General features: G+C 41.7%; 21 protein-coding genes, 1 tRNA gene, 2 rRNA genes, 1 other RNA gene and 1 pseudogene. 25 read left to right on the top strand and 1 reads right to left on the bottom strand.

Going from position 1 to position 18,301, the window contains the following annotated elements; translation table 11 throughout:
• From PCY17_RS09985 to PCY17_RS09925, 13 genes are all read left to right on the top strand, one after another.
• A 23S ribosomal RNA gene (locus PCY17_RS09985) occupies positions 1-232 on the top strand; the annotation flags it as partial.
• Positions 233-308: 76 nt separating this feature from the next.
• Positions 309-424, top strand: a 5S ribosomal RNA gene (gene rrf, locus PCY17_RS09980).
• A gap of 5 nt (positions 425-429) precedes the next feature.
• A tRNA-Asn gene (locus PCY17_RS09975) sits at positions 430-503 on the top strand.
• Between the two features lie 208 nt (positions 504-711).
• On the top strand, positions 712-945 hold the full coding sequence (gene comW, locus PCY17_RS09970) for a sigma(X)-activator ComW (RefSeq protein WP_049484227.1): 234 nt from the start codon (positions 712-714) through the stop codon (positions 943-945).
• Between the two features lie 244 nt (positions 946-1,189).
• Positions 1,190-2,476 carry an adenylosuccinate synthase gene (locus PCY17_RS09965; RefSeq protein WP_084859381.1) on the top strand — a complete coding sequence of 429 codons (1,287 nt, stop codon included), beginning with the start codon at positions 1,190-1,192 and terminating at the stop codon, positions 2,474-2,476.
• A 200-nt stretch (positions 2,477-2,676) separates the two neighbouring features.
• Entirely contained in the window at positions 2,677-3,144 is a 468-nt protein-coding gene (tadA, locus tag PCY17_RS09960; protein WP_001110098.1) for a tRNA adenosine(34) deaminase TadA, read from the top strand.
• 32 nt (positions 3,145-3,176) lie between these two features.
• Positions 3,177-3,275, top strand: an RNA gene (gene ffs, locus PCY17_RS09955) — signal recognition particle sRNA small type.
• A gap of 54 nt (positions 3,276-3,329) precedes the next feature.
• On the top strand, positions 3,330-3,773 hold the full coding sequence (locus PCY17_RS09950) for a dUTP diphosphatase (protein WP_000701976.1): 444 nt from the start codon (positions 3,330-3,332) through the stop codon (positions 3,771-3,773).
• 9 nt (positions 3,774-3,782) lie between these two features.
• Positions 3,783-4,250 carry an isochorismatase family protein gene (locus PCY17_RS09945; protein WP_000796430.1) on the top strand — a complete coding sequence of 156 codons (468 nt, stop codon included), beginning with the start codon at positions 3,783-3,785 and terminating at the stop codon, positions 4,248-4,250.
• Positions 4,251-4,270: 20 nt separating this feature from the next.
• Positions 4,271-5,608 carry a DNA repair protein RadA gene (gene radA / locus PCY17_RS09940; protein WP_254765534.1) on the top strand — a complete coding sequence of 446 codons (1,338 nt, stop codon included), beginning with the start codon at positions 4,271-4,273 and terminating at the stop codon, positions 5,606-5,608.
• A 72-nt stretch (positions 5,609-5,680) separates the two neighbouring features.
• Entirely contained in the window at positions 5,681-6,175 is a 495-nt protein-coding gene (locus PCY17_RS09935) for a carbonic anhydrase (RefSeq protein WP_002876632.1), read from the top strand.
• A gap of 213 nt (positions 6,176-6,388) precedes the next feature.
• On the top strand, positions 6,389-7,357 hold the full coding sequence (locus PCY17_RS09930) for a ribose-phosphate diphosphokinase (RefSeq protein ID WP_000010174.1): 969 nt from the start codon (positions 6,389-6,391) through the stop codon (positions 7,355-7,357).
• 119 nt (positions 7,358-7,476) lie between these two features.
• Positions 7,477-7,914, top strand: coding sequence for a CoA-binding protein (locus PCY17_RS09925; protein WP_000076478.1), 438 nt, complete (start codon positions 7,477-7,479; stop codon positions 7,912-7,914).
• 28 nt (positions 7,915-7,942) lie between these two features.
• On the opposite strand, the gene PCY17_RS09920 is transcribed toward PCY17_RS09925, so the two are convergent.
• Positions 7,943-8,953 (bottom strand): YeiH family protein, encoded by a 1,011-nt coding sequence (locus PCY17_RS09920; RefSeq protein ID WP_070837628.1) that lies wholly within the window; start codon positions 8,951-8,953, stop codon positions 7,943-7,945.
• A gap of 148 nt (positions 8,954-9,101) precedes the next feature.
• Here PCY17_RS09920 and PCY17_RS09915 point away from each other — a divergent pair, with 148 nt between their 5' ends.
• The 12 genes and pseudogenes from PCY17_RS09915 (at position 9,102) to purC (ending at position 18,266) form a co-directional block, all read left to right on the top strand.
• Complete coding sequence (locus tag PCY17_RS09915) at positions 9,102-10,271, top strand: pyridoxal phosphate-dependent aminotransferase (protein ID WP_301393695.1); 1,170 nt, start codon at positions 9,102-9,104, stop codon at positions 10,269-10,271.
• Positions 10,268-11,038 carry a DNA repair protein RecO gene (recO, locus tag PCY17_RS09910; RefSeq protein WP_070534765.1) on the top strand — a complete coding sequence of 257 codons (771 nt, stop codon included), beginning with the start codon at positions 10,268-10,270 and terminating at the stop codon, positions 11,036-11,038. Before PCY17_RS09915 ends, recO begins: the two co-directional genes overlap by 4 nt.
• Positions 11,035-12,027, top strand: coding sequence for a phosphate acyltransferase PlsX (gene plsX / locus PCY17_RS09905; protein WP_301393689.1), 993 nt, complete (start codon positions 11,035-11,037; stop codon positions 12,025-12,027). Before recO ends, plsX begins: the two co-directional genes overlap by 4 nt.
• Positions 12,028-12,033: 6 nt before the next feature.
• Entirely contained in the window at positions 12,034-12,270 is a 237-nt protein-coding gene (locus PCY17_RS09900; protein WP_000136435.1) for an acyl carrier protein, read from the top strand.
• A gap of 438 nt (positions 12,271-12,708) precedes the next feature.
• On the top strand, positions 12,709-12,897 hold the full coding sequence (locus PCY17_RS09895) for a class IIb bacteriocin, lactobin A/cerein 7B family (protein WP_000180835.1): 189 nt from the start codon (positions 12,709-12,711) through the stop codon (positions 12,895-12,897).
• Between the two features lie 17 nt (positions 12,898-12,914).
• On the top strand, positions 12,915-13,082 hold the full coding sequence (locus PCY17_RS09890; RefSeq protein ID WP_000415691.1) for a bacteriocin: 168 nt from the start codon (positions 12,915-12,917) through the stop codon (positions 13,080-13,082).
• Between the two features lie 9 nt (positions 13,083-13,091).
• Positions 13,092-13,280: a hypothetical protein gene (locus tag PCY17_RS09885; RefSeq protein WP_000722239.1), complete on the top strand. Its 189-nt coding sequence runs from the start codon at positions 13,092-13,094 to the stop codon at positions 13,278-13,280.
• 24 nt (positions 13,281-13,304) lie between these two features.
• Complete coding sequence (locus PCY17_RS09880) at positions 13,305-13,514, top strand: bacteriocin immunity protein (RefSeq protein WP_070696356.1); 210 nt, start codon at positions 13,305-13,307, stop codon at positions 13,512-13,514.
• A gap of 1 nt (position 13,515) precedes the next feature.
• Positions 13,516-13,711, top strand: a pseudogene (locus PCY17_RS09875) (hypothetical protein).
• Between the two features lie 163 nt (positions 13,712-13,874).
• Positions 13,875-16,028, top strand: a complete 2,154-nt coding sequence (comA, locus tag PCY17_RS09870) for a peptide cleavage/export ABC transporter ComA (RefSeq protein WP_084944001.1) — start codon at positions 13,875-13,877, stop codon at positions 16,026-16,028.
• Between the two features lie 12 nt (positions 16,029-16,040).
• Complete coding sequence (comB, locus tag PCY17_RS09865; protein WP_084944000.1) at positions 16,041-17,390, top strand: competence pheromone export protein ComB; 1,350 nt, start codon at positions 16,041-16,043, stop codon at positions 17,388-17,390.
• Positions 17,391-17,558: 168 nt separating this feature from the next.
• Entirely contained in the window at positions 17,559-18,266 is a 708-nt protein-coding gene (gene purC, locus PCY17_RS09860) for a phosphoribosylaminoimidazolesuccinocarboxamide synthase (RefSeq protein ID WP_000043288.1), read from the top strand.
• Positions 18,267-18,301: the final 35 nt, after the last annotated feature.

Raw genomic sequence — 18,301 nt, 5'->3', positions numbered from 1 at the left:
GAGTGGACTTACCGCTGGTGTACCAGTTGTCTTGCCAAAGGCATCGCTGGGTAGCTATGTAGGGAAGGGATAAACGCTGAAAGCATCTAAGTGTGAAACCCACCTCAAGATGAGATTTCCCATGATTTTATATCAGTAAGAGCCCTGAGAGATGATCAGGTAGATAGGTTAGAAGTGGAAGTGTGGCGACACATGTAGCGGACTAATACTAATAGCTCGAGGACTTATCCAAAGTAACTGAGAATACGAAGTGTGAGGTTTTCTTGGTATTTGATAGATATTCAATTTTGAGTAGGTATTACTCAGAGTTAAGTGACGATAGCCTAGGAGATACACCTGTACCCATGCCGAACACAGTAGTTAAGCCCTAGAACGCCGGAAGTAGTTGGGGGTTGCCCCCTGTGAGATATGGAAGTCGCTTAGCTTTTATCCGCCATAGCTCAGTTGGTAGTAGCGCATGACTGTTAATCATGATGTCGTAGGTTCGAGTCCTACTGGCGGAGTATAAATCGAAACGTTCAACTGAGCGTTTTTTTATTTATAAATATAGTGGACTGTTGAAATTTCAAATTTTAATTTTTAAATCTGTAATTACCTCTTTATTTTGTTTTTAGTTCGTTTAGCTTTAAATTCTTCTTTTATAGAATTTGAAGCTTTTTTAGTTCCTTTTTTTGTTAGACTAGTGTTACTAATAAGAAAGGGAATTTTTATATGCTTCAGAAATTTTATGATCGAGCATTTGTCTTTTTGAAACTAGTTGAACAAGAATATGCCTCTTTAGGGCAGAGTTGTTCAGAGTGGGAATCACTTCATCTTCGGTTTTTACTATATTACTTAATCCGATTTAAAATTAAAAGTGATAGGGACTTTTCTATATATCACTTTAGAACAGCTTATCGTCTATATCTAGATAAATTACTGCAAGGTGGTACAACTCTTATCTAATAGGAAGCATCTATGTAATAATTACGAACGATGGTTATAGATATATTTTAAAAAATATAGAATTAGCTTATAATCAAAGGCTTCTGTATTTAGAAATGAGAGAATTTCCAAATCTTCTCTACTGTTTCTTCTTGATAAAATAGTGTTTTTTTCTTATAATAAATTGTAAGATATAATTGCAGGTGAAATTCCTGCCATGTATATGAGAAAGGACGAGCTCCTAGTAGCTCAGACGAATTTTATTATGACTTCAGTTGTTGTTGTAGGTACCCAATGGGGTGATGAAGGTAAAGGGAAAATTACAGATTTTCTTTCAGCTAATGCAGAGGTAATTGCTCGTTATCAAGGTGGCGATAATGCTGGTCACACGATTGTGATTGATGGTAAGAAATTTAAGTTGCACTTGATTCCATCTGGAATTTTCTTTCCTGAAAAAATCTCTGTTATTGGGAATGGGATGGTCGTGAATCCAAAATCCCTTGTGAAAGAGTTGACTTATCTTCATGAGGAAGGTGTGACAACTGATAACTTGCGTATTTCTGATCGTGCGCATGTTATTTTGCCTTATCACATTGAGTTGGATCGCTTGCAGGAAGAAGCTAAGGGTGACAATAAGATTGGTACTACAATCAAGGGAATCGGTCCAGCATATATGGACAAGGCTGCTCGTGTTGGAATTCGTATTGCGGATCTTTTGGATAAGGATATTTTCCGTGAACGTTTGGAACGCAATCTTGCGGAGAAGAATCGTCTGTTTGAAAAATTATATGATAGCACTCCTATTTCAGTTGATGATATTTTTGAAGAGTATTATGAATATGGTCAACAAATCAAGCAATATGTGACAGATACATCCGTTATCTTGAATGATGCGCTTGATAATGGCAAACGTGTGCTGTTTGAAGGTGCGCAAGGTGTTATGCTAGATATCGACCAAGGTACGTATCCATTTGTTACGTCGTCAAACCCTGTCGCTGGTGGTGTGACAATTGGGTCTGGTGTTGGCCCAAGTAAGATTGACAAGGTTGTAGGTGTTTGTAAAGCCTATACGAGTCGTGTAGGTGACGGACCTTTCCCAACTGAATTATTTGATGAAGTGGGGGATCGCATCCGTGAAGTAGGTCATGAATACGGTACAACAACTGGTCGTCCACGTCGTGTAGGTTGGTTTGACTCAGTTGTGATGCGTCACAGCCGCCGTGTATCTGGGATTACCAATCTTTCATTGAACTCTATCGATGTTTTGAGTGGTTTGGATACTGTGAAAATCTGTGTGGCCTATGATCTTGATGGTCAACGTATTGATTACTATCCTGCTAGTCTTGAGCAGTTGAAACGTTGCAAGCCAATCTACGAGGAATTGCCAGGTTGGTCAGAAGACATCACTGGAGTCCGTAATTTAGAAGACCTTCCTGAGAATGCACGTAACTATGTTCGTCGTGTAAGCGAGTTGGTTGGTGTTCGTATCTCAACTTTCTCAGTAGGTCCCGGTCGTGAACAAACTAATATTTTAGAAAGTGTTTGGTCATAGGAGATTTTTAAGATTAGTTTAAGACAGGTTGGGTATACTATAGACAGTTACAAGAAGACCTCCTAACTTGTTGTAACAAATATCCTAAACTTTTCTTTTTCATAATAATCTCCCTATTAAGTCACCGCATTCGGTGGCTTTTTTTGTCTTGAGAATCATGATATAATAATAAAATCGACAAGTAGGAAAAGAGAAGAACGATGAATTATACAGTTGAAGAAAAAGAAGCCTTTATGAGAGAGGCTTTGAGAGAGGCTGAGATTGCCTTAGAACACGATGAAATTCCAATTGGTTGTGTGATTGTCAAGGATGGAGAAATCATTGGTAGGGGGCATAATGCGCGCGAGGAGTTGCAACGGGCGGTCATGCATGCAGAAATCATGGCTATAGAGAATGCGAATGTGAGTGAGGAGAGCTGGCGCCTGCTCGATTGTACGCTTTTTGTGACCATTGAGCCTTGTGTCATGTGTAGCGGGGCGATTGGGCTTGCCCGTATTCCAAAGGTAGTCTACGGGGCTAAGAATCAGAAATTTGGTGCAGCTGGAAGCTTGTACGATATTTTGACAGATGAGCGTCTCAATCATCGTGTAGAGGTAGAAACGGGAATTTTGGAAGATGACTGTGCAGCGATTATGCAGGACTTTTTCCGAAATCGACGGAAAAAATAATTTCTCTTTAAAAACAGAGGGGAATGTGGTATAATGAATAGTGGAGCAACAGTTCTGCGTGAAGCGGGTCAGGGGAGGAATCCAGCAGCCCTAAGCGATGTGAATTGTGTGCTCTTTTTTCGTGCTTTTTTCGAATAAATAAGATAAAATAGCCTAGAATAAATGATTATAGAAAAGAGAAAAATATGAAAATTCGTGGTTTTGAATTGGTTTCGAGTTTTACAGATGAAAATTTGTTGCCTAAGCGTGAGACAGCTCATGCAGCTGGGTACGATTTAAAGGTTGCCGAACGAACTGTCATTGCGCCAGGTGAGATTATATTGGTCCCAACAGGAGTTAAGGCTTATATGCAACCGACAGAGGTGCTCTATCTCTATGACCGTTCTTCAAACCCTCGTAAAAAAGGCTTGGTCTTGATTAACTCTGTGGGTGTCATTGACGGAGACTATTATGGCAATCCAGGGAATGAAGGACATATCTTTGCTCAGATGAAAAATATTACTGATCAGGAAGTGGTTCTCGAAGTTGGGGAACGTGTGGTTCAGGCTGTCTTTGCTCCTTTCTTGATTGCAGATGGAGATGAGGCAGATGGCGTGCGGACTGGTGGATTTGGATCGACAGGGAAATAGAGGGATAAAATGGCAGACTATTTATTAGTTGTAGACATGCAGTCAGATTATGTTGCTGTAGGAAAAGCCTATCATGAAGAACTGACTGCAGCTGTAAATGACAAAATTGCTACTTATCCCAGCGACCGAGTTATCTATATTCTCAATCGTTTTTTCTGGGAGAGAAAAGATAGAAAGAAGAAATTTGCGACCAACTTGTTAGTTGTATCTTCTCGTATCTTTGAGAAGTGTCGGGCTTCTTGCTTTACTAATCCAGATTTAAAAGATTTTTTAGAGGGAAATGGTGCTAAGAGCATAGAGTTTATAGGGGTAGATGGCAATTTCTGTGTCAAGGCTTCCGTTTTGGCAGCTGTCAAGGAGAATTATCAGGTTTCTGTCGATTTGTCTGCTGTCGGAGTTGCCAACCAGAATAAATTTCAAAATACATTGTATAAGTGGCATTCTTTCGGAGTAACCGTAAAAGGAGAATTATTATAGCAAAGAAAAAAGCGACATTTGTGTGTCAAAATTGTGAATATAATTCACCTAAGTATCTAGGGCGTTGTCCTAACTGTGGGTCTTGGTCTTCTTTTGTAGAAGAGGTTGAGGTTGCCGAGGTCAAGAATGCACGAGTGTCCTTGACAGGTGAAAAAACCAAGCCTATGAAACTGGCTGAGGTGACTTCCATCAATGTCAATCGAACCAAGACGGAGATGGAGGAATTCAACCGTGTGCTTGGAGGCGGAGTGGTACCAGGAAGTCTCGTCCTCATCGGTGGGGATCCTGGGATTGGGAAATCAACCCTTCTCCTACAAGTTTCAACCCAGCTATCTCAAGTGGGTACGGTTCTCTATGTCAGTGGGGAGGAGTCTGCCCAGCAGATTAAACTCCGTGCAGAGCGCTTGGGGGATATTGATAGTGAGTTTTATCTCTATGCAGAGACCAATATGCAGAGCGTGAGGGCTGAGGTGGAGCGCATCCAACCAGATTTTCTCATCATCGACTCTATCCAGACGATTATGTCTCCTGAGATTTCAGGGGTGCAAGGGTCTGTGTCTCAGGTGCGTGAGGTGACCGCTGAGCTTATGCAGCTGGCTAAGACCAATAACATTGCCATCTTTATCGTAGGGCATGTGACCAAGGAAGGGACCTTGGCTGGTCCGCGTATGCTGGAGCATATGGTAGATACCGTGCTTTACTTTGAAGGGGAACGTCACCATACCTTTCGTATCTTGAGAGCAGTCAAAAACCGTTTTGGTTCCACTAATGAGATTGGCATATTTGAGATGCAGTCGGGCGGATTGGTTGAAGTTCTTAATCCTAGTGAAGTGTTTTTGGAAGAACGCTTGGATGGAGCGACTGGTTCGTCCATCGTGGTGACTATGGAAGGAACACGTCCAATTCTTGCGGAAGTGCAGGCCTTGGTGACACCGACTATGTTTGGAAATGCTAAGCGTACGACGACAGGGCTTGATTTCAATCGCGCTAGTCTGATTATGGCTGTTTTGGAAAAACGTGCAGGGCTTCTCTTGCAAAATCAGGATGCCTATCTCAAATCGGCTGGTGGTGTCAAATTGGATGAGCCTGCCATTGACTTGGCTGTTGCGGTTGCCATTGCTTCGAGTTACAAGGATAAACCAACCAATCCTCAGGAATGTTTTGTAGGAGAGTTGGGCTTGACGGGAGAGATTCGGCGCGTAAATCGTATCGAACAACGTATTAATGAAGCGGCAAAACTGGGCTTTACCAAGATTTATGTACCCAAGAATTCCTTGACAGGAATCACTCCACTCAAGGAAATTGAAGTCATTGGTGTGACAACGATTCAAGAAGTTTTGAAAAAGGTCTTTGCATAATCCGTGACAAATCCTCTTAAAAATGATAAGATAGGAGAAATATTTGATTATCAAATTTTTGAGGAGGGAATCGTGTCGTATTTTGAACAGTTTATGCAAGCCAATCAGGCTTATGTTGCCCTACATGGGCAGTTAAATCTGCCACTTAAACCCAAAACCAGAGTAGCTATCGTGACCTGTATGGACTCACGTCTACACGTTGCGCAAGCTCTAGGTTTGGCCCTTGGGGATGCTCATATCTTGCGGAATGCGGGTGGTCGAGTAACTGAGGACATGATTCGTTCACTGGTGATTTCCCAGCAACAAATGGGGACAAGAGAGATTGTGGTGCTTCACCATACAGACTGTGGAGCTCAAACCTTTCAAAATGAAAGTTTTCATGAACATTTGAAACACGAGCTCGGAGTCGATGTGTCTGATCAAGACTTTTTACCATTCCAGGATGTTGAAGAGAGTGTGAGAGAGGATATGCAATTGCTTCGAGAATCTCCACTGATTCCTGATGATGTGGTTATTTCAGGTGCTGTCTATGATGTGGATACAGGAAGTATGAGAGAAGTATACTAACTTTGTCTCGAAAAAATTTCATCCTAGCATAAAATCGATTGTTAAAATGTAGGATTTTTAGGTTTAATATAGCTAATATAAAATAGCATAAAACAAGGGTATAAATGTTTACTCTTGTTTTATTTTTGATTGAAAAATAAAGGAAAAAGCGCTACAATGGTAGATGGAAAATGTTGTGTAAAAACAAGTGATACATAAATACCGGAGGAAATCATGTCTTTTTCTGATTTAAAGCTGTTTGCCCTTTCTTCTAATAGAGAATTGGCAGAGCGTGTGGCGCAAGAAATTGGGATAGAGTTGGGGAAATCGACTGTTCGCCAATTTTCAGATGGAGAGATTCAAGTCAACATCGAAGAATCAATCCGTGGAAAACACGTCTTTATCCTACAATCAACTAGTTCACCTGTAAATGATAATTTACTTGAAATTTTGATTATGGTGGACGCATTGAAGCGTGCTAGTGCAGAATCTGTCAATGTTGTTATGCCCTACTATGGCTATGCACGTCAGGATAGAAAAGCGCGCGCGCGTGAGCCAATCACTGCAAAGCTCGTTGCAAACATGCTAGAAGTTGCTGGGGTAGATCGTTTGTTGACGATTGATTTGCACGCTGCACAGATTCAGGGATTCTTTGATATTCCTGTAGATCACTTGATGGGTGCTCCATTGATTGCGGACTATTTTGAACGTCGTGGCATGGTTGGCTCGGACTACGTGGTTGTCAGCCCAGACCATGGTGGGGTAACTCGTGCTCGTAAATTGGCAGAGTTTTTGAAAACTCCGATTGCGATTATTGACAAACGCCGTAGTGTAGACAAGATGAATACCAGTGAAGTGATGAACATCATTGGTAAGGTAGAAGGTAAGACTTGTATCTTGATTGACGATATGATCGATACAGCTGGAACTATTTGTCATGCGGCGGATGCTCTTGCTGAAGCAGGTGCTGTTGAAGTTTACGCAAGCTGTACGCACCCAGTTCTTTCAGGGCCAGCTATGGATAATATCCAAAAATCAGCTATTAAGAAATTGGTTGTTTTGGATACTATCTACCTACCAGAAGAGCGTTTGATTGATAAGATTGAACAAATTTCGATTGCTCATCTTCTGGGCGATGCTATTATTCGTATCCACGAAAAACGTCCTCTTTCTCCCCTATTTTGTATTGAGAAAAAGATTTAATCTTTCACTTGAAGTAGACAGAACTCCTAGCAGGTTTCTTTTCTTGCTAGGAGATTTTTATAGTCAAAATCTGCAAGCCTTTTCAAAATGTGCTATACTGAGAAAAAAGGAGGAATTCTATGAGTCAAGAATTTATCAATCCAAGTGATGGTGTGATCCGTCAGTATCTGGCAACCAGTAAAACGTTAGCGGTAGTGGGTTTATCCGATCGTGAAGAAACAACTAGCAATCGAGTGACTAAGGAAATGCAGGCTCGGGGCTATAAAATCATTCCAGTTAATCCCAAGGCTGCAGGTGGGGAAATCTTGGGAGAGAAGGCTTATGCGAGTCTAGCTGAGATTCCTTTTCCTGTAGATATCGTCAATGTATACCGACGTAGCGAGTTTTTACCAGATGTGGCGCGTGATTTTCTCAAGGCTGATGCCAAGATTTTTTGGGCACAACTGGGACTTGAAAGTCTAGAAGCGGAAGAAATCTTGCGTGCTGGAGGATGCGATGACATCGTGATGAATCGTTGCATCAAAAGAGAACATACACGTTTAATTCTTGAACAATAAAAAGGTAGCCATGGGCTACCTTTTTATTTTATAAAGTACCAATCAATGCTTGCATGCCAAGACTGGTGAGGATGATGGCAATCCAGCAAAGGGCTCCAAGAAGAATGGATTTACCGCTGGATCTGACCATGGCTACTAGATTTGTTTTGAGACCGATGGCACTCATAGCCATGATAATGAGGAATTTGGAGAGTTGTTTGAGAGGGGTAAAGAAGCTACTAGACACACCGAGAGAGGTAAGGAGAGTCGTTAAGAGAGAGGCCAGGATAAAATAAAGGATAAAAAGTGGGAAAACTTTTTTCAGTTGTACGCCTTGTTTATTTTTTTGTTGGCGGCTTTGCCAATAGGAGAGAAAGAGCGTGATAGGAATAATGGCAAGGGTGCGTGTGAGTTTCACAATGGTTGCAGACTCAAGGGTATTGGTTTGGTAAAGACTGTCCCAGGAGCTGGCGGTAGCCGTTACAGAGGAAGTGTCATTGACCGCAGTTCCTGCAAAGAGGGCGAAGCCTTCATTTGATAAGTGAAGCCAGGTTCCTAGAGTTGGAAAGATGAGCGCAGCCAAGACATTGAAGAAAAAGATAACGGAGATGGATTGGGCAACTTCTTTTTCCTTGGCATGGATAACGGGCGCTGTCGCAGCAATGGCAGAGCCACCACAGATAGAAGACCCCACTCCAATCAAGGTAGCCAGTTTTGTGTCTAGCGCAAAGAAACGCTGGAAGAGGTAGGCAACAATCAAGGAAATCGAAATGGTGGAAAGGATGACAGGGAGTGAAGATTGTCCAACTGCGAAGACTTGCGAGATATTGAGACCAAAACCGAGTAAGATAACGGCATACTGGAGCAATTTCTTTGAACTAAAGGTCAAACCTGCATCTAGTTGTTTGTAGGGTGAGAGCCAGGGGTGGAGGAGCATTCCAGCAAAAATTGCAAAGACAGGTGCACCCACCACGGGGAAAAATCCTCCCAGGAACCAAGATACGATAGAAATGAGAAGGCAGGCCAAGATTCCTGCTCCATTTTTTGATAAAAATGACATATAAACCTCCGAAAATAAGCACTTATTATAGTCCTGTCGAGAAGAAAAGTAAAACAGAAAGTGAAAAATGCGGGTTTCAGATGGATTTTGCGGTCAGGAAGCTTTTGTAGTATAATAGTACTATGTTCTGTAAGCAAGGGGGATATCTATGGACTTAACCAAACGCTTTAATAAACAGTTAGACAAGATTCAAGTTTCCTTGATTCGCCAGTTTGACCAGGCAATTACAGAGATTCCTGGGGTCTTGCGTTTGACCTTGGGGGAACCTGATTTTACAACGCCAGATCATATCAAGGAGGCAGCCAAGCGGGCCATTGACCAGAACCAATCCTACTATACAGGGATGAGCGGTTTACTGACCTTGCGCCAGGCTGCTAGCGACTTTGTAAAAGAAAAATACCAGCTAGATTATAATCCTGAAAATGAAATTTTGGTTACAATTGGGGCGACAGAGGCTTTATCTGCTACTTTGACAGCTATTTTGGAAGAGGGGGACAAGGTGCTCTTGCCAGCTCCTGCCTATCCAGGCTATGAACCGATTGTCAATCTGGTTGGGGCAGAGATTGTCGAGATTGATACAACTGAAAATGGTTTTGTCTTGACTCCTGAGATGTTGGAAAAGGCCATTTTGGAGCAAGGGGACAAGCTCAAAGCTGTCATTCTCAACTATCCAGCTAATCCGACAGGAATTACCTATAGTCGGGAGCAGTTGGAAGCCTTGGCAGACATTTTACGCAAGTATGAGATTTTTGTTGTCTGTGATGAGGTTTACTCAGAATTAACCTATACAGGCGAAGCCCATGTATCTTTGGGAACTATGCTGAGAGACCAGACTATTATTATCAATGGTTTATCTAAATCGCATGCTATGACTGGTTGGCGTTTAGGCTTTATCTTTGCTCCTGCAACTTTCACAGCTCAGTTAATCAAGAGTCACCAATATTTGGTTACTGCCGCAAATACTATGGCTCAACATGCTGCAGTGGAGGCTTTGACCGCTGGTAAAAACGACGCCGAGCCTATGAAGAAGGAGTACATTCAGCGTCGAGATTATATCATCGAAAAGATGACTGCTCTTGGTTTTGAGATTATCAAACCAGATGGGGCCTTCTATATCTTTGCTAAGATTCCAGCGGGCTACAATCAAGACTCCTTTGCTTTTCTGAAGGATTTTGCCTATAAGAAGGCCGTTGCCTTTATCCCTGGTGCCGCCTTTGGACGTTATGGGGAAGGCTATGTTCGTCTATCTTATGCAGCCAGCATGGAAACGATCAGAGAGGCCATGAAACGACTTGAGGAGTACATGAGAGAAGCATGATTCAGTCTATCACGAGTCAAGGTCTCGTACTCTACAATCGTAACTTTCGTGAGGATGACAAGCTAGTCAAAATTTTTACCGAGCAGGCGGGCAAGCGCATGTTTTTCGTCAAACACGCTGGCCAGTCCAAACTAGCTCCGGTTATTCAGCCCTTGGTGTTGGCACGATTTCTCTTGCGAATCAATGATGACGGGCTTAGCTACATCGAGGACTACCATGAGGTGATGACCTTTCCAAAGATTAATAGTGATCTCTTTGTTATGGCCTATGCTACCTATGTGGCAGCTCTTGCAGATGTTAGTTTGCAGGATAATCAGCAGGATGCTCCCTTGTTTGCTTTCTTGAGAAAGACTCTGGAGTTGATGGAAGCAGGGATAGATTATCAGGTCTTAACCAATATTTTTGAAATTCAAATCTTGACTCGATTTGGAATCAGCCTTAATTTTAATGAGTGTGTCTTTTGCCATCGGGTGGGTCAGGCCTTTGACTTTTCTTTCAAATATGGAGCCTGCCTTTGCCCAGAGCATTATCATGAGGATGAGAGACGTTGTCATCTCAATCCCAATATCCCTTATCTGCTCAATCAATTTCAAGCCATTGATTTTGAAACCTTGGAGACCATTTCGCTTAAGGCAGAAATCAAGCAAGAGCTACGCAAGTTTATGGATCAACTCTACGAAGAGTACGTTGGGATTCACCTTAAATCAAAGAAATTTATTGATTCCCTAGCAGACTGGGGACAATTACTAAAAGAGGAAAACAAATGAAAAAAATTGCAGTAGATGCTATGGGGGGCGATTACGCACCTCAAGCCATCGTTGAGGGTGTCAATCAAGCCCTTGCTGACTTTTCAGATATTGAGATTCAACTCTACGGAGATGAAAGCAAGATCAAGCAATATCTAACGGCTACAGAGCGCGTCAGCATTATCCATACGGATGAGAAAATCAACTCAGACGATGAGCCGACAAAAGCTATCCGTAAGAAGAAAAATGCCAGCATGGTATTAGCAGCCAAGGCAGTCAAAGAGGGAGAAGCAGACGCCGTCCTCTCAGCTGGGAACACAGGTGCCTTGTTGGCTGCAGGATTCTTTATTGTGGGTCGTATCAAAAATATCGATCGTCCAGGACTCATGTCTACCTTGCCGACCATCGATGGAAAAGGCTTTGATATGCTAGATCTCGGTGCCAATGCAGAAAATACAGCCCATCATCTGCACCAATACGCTGTTTTAGGTTCCTTCTATGCGAAAAATGTTCGTGGGGTTTCGAAACCACGTGTTGGTTTACTCAACAATGGAACAGAAAGCAGCAAGGGCGACCCGCTTCGTAAGGAAACTTACGAATTGCTAGTAGCTGATGAAAGTTTGAACTTTATCGGAAACGTGGAAGCGCGTGATCTGATGAATGGCGTTGCGGATGTTGTCGTGACAGATGGTTTCACGGGAAACGCTGTTCTCAAATCCATTGAAGGGACAGCCATGGGAATTATGGGCTTGCTCAAGACAGCTATTACAGGTGGTGGTCTTCGAGCGAAGCTAGGTGCTCTACTTCTTAAGGATAGTCTTAGGGGGTTGAAGACACAGCTTAACTATTCAGATGTTGGAGGAGCAGTTTTGTTTGGTGTCAAGGCGCCAGTTGTAAAAACCCATGGCTCAAGTGATGCCAAGGCTGTGTACAGTACGATTCGTCAGATTCGTACCATGCTAGAAACAGACGTAGTTGCTCAGACTGCGCGTGAATTTTCAGGAGAATAAAAAAAGATGACAGAAAAAGAAATTTTTGACCGTATTGTAACCATTATCCAAGAGCGACAGGGAGAAGACTTTGCCGTAACAGAGGCTTTGAGTTTGAAAGACGATCTAGATGCGGACTCAGTGGATTTGATGGAGTTTGTCTTGACACTAGAAGATGAATTTGGTATCGAAATCACTGATGAGGAAATCGATCAACTTCAAAGTGTAGCGGATGTAGTAGCAATTATTAAAGATAAAAAATAGCCAAAAGCAACATGCAAGTCATGTTGTTTTTTTATTTGCGGAAAAAAGAGAAACTTTTAGTAGAAATTGCGAATAAAGAGATGAGAAAGAAAAAGGAGGAACGTTTATGTATGTGACCGGTTTTTATCCGTGGTTTATTAAGTGGTTTTTAAAATAAAAATGAATGAATTGTTCATTTTCGAATTGTTTTTCGAATAGATAGGTAAGGAAAAAGGGAAGGAGATTACGCGATGTATTTACCAATCTTATTGCCATGGTTGATCAAATGGTATTTAAAATAAATGAAATTTACCTGTTCATTTTAAATTACTTCTCGAATAGATAAGTGAGAAGAAAAGGAAGGAGAGAAGAAAATGATTTCAGTAATTTACCCAATCTGGCTATTTAAGTGGCTTAGAGGTTAAGGATTAAATATATAAAAAAATAAGGAGAAAACAAATGACAAACTTTGACAACATGGAACAGAACTTTGTAGCTCTTACAGAAGAAGAGTTGACGGATGTGAATGGGGGAGCATGGCCGATTGTAGCTTGGGTGATTGCTAATCCTGTGACAGCAGCTAAAATTGCTGGTGGAATTACTGCAGCAGGAATTGCAGGTTATAATTATGTGACGAGTAGATGGTAATAGAAGGAGGAGATGATATGGAAAAATCTATTTTAAAATTTGAAACAATGACTGATACGGACTTGCAGGAAATTCAAGGGGGAGCCTTTCCCCTTCTTATCCCTGTGGCAGTTGGTTTTGTAAAAGGTTTTGTATATACAGGTGGAGCTATTTTAACAACTCGAGCACTCTTTTCAGGTAAATAGGAGTCTGCTATGAAAAAAATCTTATTAGGATTTGCTGAGGGGTATTTTGTCGTATCGATTATTCTTTATATCGCAACGTATATGATTATGAAAAATCCGATCAATACCTTGTTTTATCCAGAAACCTATCCAATTCTACTTGGTCTGTTTTATCTAGGATACAAGTACAAAACAAAAGAAAGTACGATTGGAAATTGATGAACCATCAGATCGGAGTTTGAGATGAAAGTTGTTCAATTACTAGGAAAAGCTTGGCTAGAGACCACTGTATTATTTAGCTCGATAGCTTATCTAATTATTAGAATCGTAGCTGATGTAAACAAAATAAATCTACCTACATGGTTTGAATCTTTTGATATACCTACGATCTCCTTGTTTTTAGTGGTATTTATTTTACTGTATCGGGGCCAAGGAGAAAGAAAAGGAGAATAGAATGATTAGGATTGTAAAATATTTTCTACTATATTATTTTCCTATTTTTAATGAATATTTTCATCTTTACGATTCTAGCAACTCTTGGATTTCAGCTAACAATGAGTGAAAGTAGTTATCTGGTGCCACCCGCGTTTGCGTTTATCGTTTTATACGCCATTCACAAAAGAAGTGGGAAAGGCAAGAAATCTGTGTAATTGAATATTCTAGGCAGGACTCTTGTTCTGCCTATTTTCTTTGGTAAAAGTGCTGTTCAGGTGAGGATATTGTTTTTTCAGAAATAATTCCCTTATTTCGTCCTTGTTTGGTTAAAATAATCTTATAAATTTTTAAAGAGATTATTAGAAAAAGGAGAAGGATATGAAATTTAGGAAAAGGCACTATCGTCCCCAGGTGGATCAGATGGATTGTGGCGTGGCTTCCTTGGCTATGATCTTTGGTTACTACGGTAGTTATTACTCCTTGGCTCATCTAAGAGAACTAGCTAAGACGACCATGGATGGGACGACGGCTTTGGGCTTGGTCAAGGTGGCACAGGAAATTGGTTTTGAAACGCGAGCTATCAAGGCGGATATGACGCTCTTTGATCTGCCAGATTTGACCTTTCCTTTTGTGGCTCATGTGCTCAAGGAAGGAAAGTTGCTCCACTACTATGTGGTGATAGGTCAGGATAAAAAGCACATTCATATCGCTGATCCGGATCCTGGTGTCAAGCTGACCAAGATTTCCCGTGAGCGTTTTGCGCAAGAGTGGACAGGGGTCAGTATTTTTATGGCGCCATCTCCGGGCTATAAACCTCATAAGGAGAAGAAACAGGGTCTCCTATCCTTCTTGCCGATTTTATTCAAACAGCGTGGCTTAATTACCAATATCGTCCTAGCGACACTCTTGGTAACCTTGATCAATATCGTGGGCTCCTACTATCTTCAGTCCATCATTGATAGTTACGTGCCAGACCAGATGCGCTCGACGCTGGGCATCATCTCTATTGGGTTGGTCATCGTCTATATCCTCCAGCAGATTTTGTCTTATGCGCAGGAATATCTTTTACTTGTTCTGGGGCAACGGCTGTCTATCGATGTGATTTTGTCCTATATTAAGCATGTTTTTCACCTGCCAATGTCCTTTTTTGCAACACGCAGGACAGGAGAGATTGTATCTCGTTTTACAGATGCCAACAGTATCATCGACGCGCTAGCTTCGACCATTCTTTCGATTTTCCTAGATGTGTCGACGATTTTGATTATCTCGCTCGTGCTATTTTCACAGAACATCACGCTCTTTTTCATTAGTCTGCTTGCGCTTCCCATCTATACAGTGATTATCTTTGCCTTTATGAAGCCGTTTGAAAAGATGAATCGGGATACCATGGAAGCTAATGCGGTTCTGTCTTCTTCTATCATCGAGGACATCAACGGTATTGAGACCATTAAGTCGTTGACCAGTGAAAGTTCGCGCTATCAAAAGATTGACAAGGAATTTGTGGCTTATCTGAAAAAATCCTTTACCTATAGTCGGGCAGAAAGCCAGCAAAAGGCACTGAAAAAAGTTGCCCAGCTCCTGCTCAATGTTGCCGTTCTCTGGCTGGGAGCTATTCTTGTTATGGATGGGAAAATGAGTTTGGGTCAGCTGATTACTTATAACACCCTGCTTGTTTACTTTACCAATCCTTTGGAAAATATCATTAACCTACAAACCAAACTTCAGACAGCGCAGGTTGCCAATAATCGCTTAAATGAGGTTTATCTAGTAGCTTCGGAGTTTGAGGAGAAGAAAACGGTAGAAGATTTGAGCATGATGAAAGGGGATATGACCTTTAAACAGGTTCACTATAAGTATGGCTATGGTCGAGACGTCTTGTCAGATATTAATTTTACCATTCCGCAGGGTTCTAAAGTGGCTTTTGTGGGGATTTCAGGGTCAGGAAAAACCACCTTGGCCAAGATGATGGTTAATTTCTATGACCCTAGTCAAGGAGAGATTAGTCTAGGTGGTGTCAATCTTAATCAGATTGATAAAAAGGCCTTGCGCCAGTATATCAACTACCTGCCTCAACAACCCTATGTCTTTAACGGAACGATTTTGGAGAATCTTCTCCTTGGAGCTAAGGAGGGAACGACTCAGGAAGATATCTTACGGGCAGTTGAATTAGCAGAGATTCGGGAGGATATTGAGCGCATGCCACTGAATTACCAGACAGAATTAACTTCGGATGGGGCTGGAATTTCTGGTGGACAACGGCAGAGAATCGCTCTGGCGCGTGCTCTCTTGACGGATGCACCTGTTTTGATATTGGACGAGGCGACTAGCAGTTTGGATATTTTGACAGAGAAGCGAATCGTGGATAATCTTATGGCTTTGGATAAGACCTTGATTTTCATCGCCCATCGCTTGACCATCGCTGAGCGGACAGAGAAGGTTGTTGTTTTGGATCAGGGCAAGATTGTCGAAGAAGGTACCCATGCAGACTTGCTTGCACAGGATGGCTTTTATGCCCATTTGGTGAATAGCTAGAAAGAGGAGAAGATGAAACCAGAATTTTTAGAAAGTGCGGAGTTTTATAATCGTCGTTACCATAATTTTTCCAGTCGGGTGATTTTACCTATGTCACTTCTGCTCATGTTTTTACTGGGATTTGCAGTTTTTGCAGAGAAGGAGATGAGTTTGTCTACCAGAGCGACTGTCGAACCTAGTCGGATCATTGCCAATATCCAGTCGACTAGCAATCAACGCATTGTGGCAAATTATCTGGAAGAAAACAAACTAGTCAAGCAGGGGGAACTCCTCGTTCAGTACCAGCAAGGTGCGGAAGCTGTCCAGGTTGAGGCATATGCCAGTCAATTGGAGATGTTAAAGGATCAAAAAAAGCAGTTGGGGTATTTGCAATCCAGTTTGAAAGAGGGGAGTGATCAATTTCCAGAGGCGGATAAGTTTGGTTATCAGGAGATGTTTCGAGATTATCTCAGCCAAGCTAGTAGTCTTAGGAGCAATGTTTCGCAGCAAAATGCCAACATCTCCTCGCAGAATGCGGCAGCAAGTCAGAGCCAGGCCGAGATTGGCAATCTTATCAGTCAAACAGAGGATAAAATTCGAGATTATAAAACAGCTAAGTCAGCGATTGAAACAGGAGCTCAACTGGATAGTCAAAATGCAGCCTACTCATTTTATCAGACCTATAAAAATCAAGGTGAAGATGATTCGCAAGCTAAATCGCAAGTTATTGCACAGATGGACGCGCAGATTGCCCAGCTAGAGTCTAGTCTAGCTACGTATCGTGTACAGTATGCGGGTTCTGGAGCTCAACAGGCCCACGCAACGGGACTGGATAGTCAGCTGGAATCGCTCAAATCTCAGCACTTAGTCAAAGTCGGTCAGGAATTAACTCTTTTGGATCAGAAAATTTTAGAAGCAGAGTCGGGTAAGAAAGTCCAGGGAGGTCTCCTCGATAAGGGAAAGATTACAGCAAGTGAGGATGGGGTGCTTCACCTCAATCCTGAGACTAGTGAATCTACGATGGTCGCAGAAGGAAGCCTGCTAGCCCAACTCTACCCATCCTTGGAAAAAGAAGGGAAAACCAAACTCACAGCTTATCTCAGTTCAAAAGATGTTGCTAGAGTCAAGATTGGGGACTCTGTTCGTTATACTACGACTAATGATGCGAAGAATCAAATTTTCCTGGATTCTACGATTACAGGTATCGATGCGACAGCTACAAAGACTGAACAAGGAAATTTCTTTAAAATTGAGGCGGAGACTAATTTAACTTCGGAACAGGCTGAAAAACTTCGTTATGGTTTAGAAGGCCGCCTGCAGATGATTACGGGAAAGAAAAGCTATCTCCGTTATTTTTGGGATCAATTTTTAAATAAAGGGTAATATTCGTGTTTTTCAGAGGATAAATGATTTTAAAACTGTAAGAAGAGTTCATCTTGCAGTTTTTCTTTACGCTTAAAATAGGAAAACGTTATTTATTCGTAAAAACCTTGAATTTTTCATGCTTTTGTGGTAGAATGTGCTCAAGTAAAACGAAAGGCGAACTTTAAAATGTCAAAACAACTGATCTATTCGGGAAAAGCCAAGGATATCTATACAACTGAGGATGAAAATCTCATTATTTCAACTTACAAGGACCAGGCCACTGCCTTCAACGGTGTCAAGAAGGAGCAGATTGCGGGTAAGGGAGTGTTAAATAATCAGATTTCATCTTTTATTTTTGAGAAATTAAATGCGGCTGGTGTAGCGACTCACTTTGTGGAGAAGCTTTCGGATACGGAACAGCTCAATAAAAAAGTTGAGATTATTCCTTTGGAAGTTGTGCTCCGCAACTACACGGCTGGTTCCTTTTCAAAACGTTTTGGCGTAGAAGAAGGTATTGCATTTGAGACTCCAATTGTCGAATTTTACTATAAAAATGATGATTTGGATGATCCCTTTATTAATGATGAGCATGTGAAATTCCTAAAAATTGCGGATGACCAGCAGATTGCTTACTTGAAGGAAGAAACCCGTCGTATCAATGAGCTCTTGAAGGATTGGTTTGCTGAGATTGGTCTCAAATTGATTGACTTTAAGCTAGAGTTCGGTTTTGACAAGGATGGCAAGATTATCTTGGCAGACGAGTTTTCACCAGATAACTGCCGTTTGTGGGATGCGGATGGCAACCACATGGACAAGGATGTTTTCCGTAGAGGTCTCGGAGAATTAACAGACGTTTACGAGATTGTCTGGGAAAAGTTGCAAGGTTTAAAATAACACCTTCAAGGTCGTTTGGGAACATTGCAAGAGCT

Source organism: Streptococcus sp. SO2 (assembly GCF_030440025.1).
This window is presented reverse-complemented; position numbering and strand designations above follow the sequence as displayed.

Bases quoted from the DNA above. Each gene is read 5' to 3' on its own strand.
- comA (WP_084944001.1), top strand. From the start codon at position 13,875: ATGAAATTTAGGAAAAGGCACTATCGTCCCCAGGTGGATCAGATGGAT.
- comB (WP_084944000.1), top strand. From the start codon at position 16,041: ATGAAACCAGAATTTTTAGAAAGTGCGGAGTTTTATAATCGTCGTTAC.
- PCY17_RS09895 (WP_000180835.1), top strand. From the start codon at position 12,709: ATGACAAACTTTGACAACATGGAACAGAACTTTGTAGCTCTTACAGAA.
- PCY17_RS09950 (WP_000701976.1), top strand. From the start codon at position 3,330: ATGAAAATTCGTGGTTTTGAATTGGTTTCGAGTTTTACAGATGAAAAT.
- PCY17_RS09930 (WP_000010174.1), top strand. From the start codon at position 6,389: ATGTCTTTTTCTGATTTAAAGCTGTTTGCCCTTTCTTCTAATAGAGAA.
- PCY17_RS09965 (WP_084859381.1), top strand. From the start codon at position 1,190: ATGACTTCAGTTGTTGTTGTAGGTACCCAATGGGGTGATGAAGGTAAA.
- tadA (WP_001110098.1), top strand. From the start codon at position 2,677: ATGAATTATACAGTTGAAGAAAAAGAAGCCTTTATGAGAGAGGCTTTG.
- PCY17_RS09945 (WP_000796430.1), top strand. From the start codon at position 3,783: ATGGCAGACTATTTATTAGTTGTAGACATGCAGTCAGATTATGTTGCT.
- PCY17_RS09915 (WP_301393695.1), top strand. From the start codon at position 9,102: ATGGACTTAACCAAACGCTTTAATAAACAGTTAGACAAGATTCAAGTT.
- PCY17_RS09925 (WP_000076478.1), top strand. From the start codon at position 7,477: ATGAGTCAAGAATTTATCAATCCAAGTGATGGTGTGATCCGTCAGTAT.
- recO (WP_070534765.1), top strand. From the start codon at position 10,268: ATGATTCAGTCTATCACGAGTCAAGGTCTCGTACTCTACAATCGTAAC.
- plsX (WP_301393689.1), top strand. From the start codon at position 11,035: ATGAAAAAAATTGCAGTAGATGCTATGGGGGGCGATTACGCACCTCAA.
- PCY17_RS09890 (WP_000415691.1), top strand. From the start codon at position 12,915: ATGGAAAAATCTATTTTAAAATTTGAAACAATGACTGATACGGACTTG.
- PCY17_RS09880 (WP_070696356.1), top strand. From the start codon at position 13,305: ATGAAAGTTGTTCAATTACTAGGAAAAGCTTGGCTAGAGACCACTGTA.
- PCY17_RS09900 (WP_000136435.1), top strand. From the start codon at position 12,034: ATGACAGAAAAAGAAATTTTTGACCGTATTGTAACCATTATCCAAGAG.
- purC (WP_000043288.1), top strand. From the start codon at position 17,559: ATGTCAAAACAACTGATCTATTCGGGAAAAGCCAAGGATATCTATACA.
- PCY17_RS09920 (WP_070837628.1), bottom strand. From the start codon at position 8,953: ATGTCATTTTTATCAAAAAATGGAGCAGGAATCTTGGCCTGCCTTCTC.
- comW (WP_049484227.1), top strand. From the start codon at position 712: ATGCTTCAGAAATTTTATGATCGAGCATTTGTCTTTTTGAAACTAGTT.
- PCY17_RS09885 (WP_000722239.1), top strand. From the start codon at position 13,092: ATGAAAAAAATCTTATTAGGATTTGCTGAGGGGTATTTTGTCGTATCG.